This is a genomic window from Microbacterium sp. Bi128 (genome assembly GCF_918698205.1).
In genome coordinates, this window is record NZ_CAKKMM010001688.1 from 1 (window position 1) to 1,004 (window position 1,004).

Below are 1,004 nucleotides of genomic sequence, written 5' to 3' on the forward strand. Positions count from 1 at the left end.
GGATTGCGATGGACCAGCCCTCGCTGGCCAGGCGGTCGGCGGCGGCACGGCCGATGCCGCGGGCTGACGCGGCTCCGGTCAGGACCACGGTGCGTTCAGTGGGGAACGGGGTAATTGATGTCATGACGAAGATTCCTTCGGGGGTTTCGGATCAGGATACTTTGGCCGGGTCGACGGCGGCAGCCGCTGCGACCGCGGGGTCAAGGCTGGCGTCGCCTTCGGGGCGCCGGCGGGCGTACAGGTAGGTGGCCACGGCCGTGATGCACAGGCACAGGGACAGGAACAGGAGCCCGCTCTGGTTGCTTCCGGTGGCGTCCTTGAGGAGGCCGACCGCGTACGGGGAGATGAAGCCGCCGAGGTTTCCGAGGGAGTTCACCAGGGCCAGCCCGGAAGCGGCAGCCGCACCGGTCAGTGCCGCGGAGGGCATCGAGAGGAAGGGGGCGATCGCCCCGTAGATCCCCATGGCGGAGAGCGTCAGACCGACCATCGCGAGGAACGGGTTGACCGGGAGCAGGTAGCCGGCGGCCACGAGTCCGACGCCCGCAAGCACCATGCTGACCGAGGCGTGCCAGGCACGCTTGCCGGTCCGGTCCGCGCGCTTGCTCCAGAAGTAGACGAATACTGCGGCCACGGCATAGGGGATGAAGACGATGAAGCCGACCTCTGCCGTGGAGAACTTGCCCAGGGCCGCGACGATGGTGGGCATCCACAGGCCCAGGCCGTAGATCCCGCACACCAGGCCGAAGTACAGGGCGGAGTAGACCAGGGTGCGCTTGTCCTTGAGCCCGGCCATGAAGTTGTGCTTGCCCGACTGGGACTTGGCGGCCAGTTCGGCGTCCATGGTGGCGGTGAGCCAGTTGCGCTCGTCGGCTTCGAGCCATTTGGCGTCCCGCGGACGGTCCGTCATGAGGATGGGTGTCAGCAGGCCGAGGGCGATCGCCGGGATGCCTTCGATGATGTAGAGCCACTGCCAGCCCTGGAGGCCCATGACGCCGTCCATCTGC

General features: G+C 67.7%; 1 protein-coding gene and 1 pseudogene. Both read right to left on the minus strand.

Annotation, left to right across the window (positions count from 1 at the left end; translation table 11 throughout):
- A pseudogene (locus tag LQV45_RS35530) lies at nt 1-124 on the minus strand (short-chain dehydrogenase); the annotation flags it as partial.
- Nucleotides 125-151: 27 nt separating this feature from the next.
- Nucleotides 152-1,004 (minus strand): MFS transporter (locus LQV45_RS35535; RefSeq protein ID WP_230012760.1); only part of this gene is annotated, 853 nt, incomplete at its 5' end.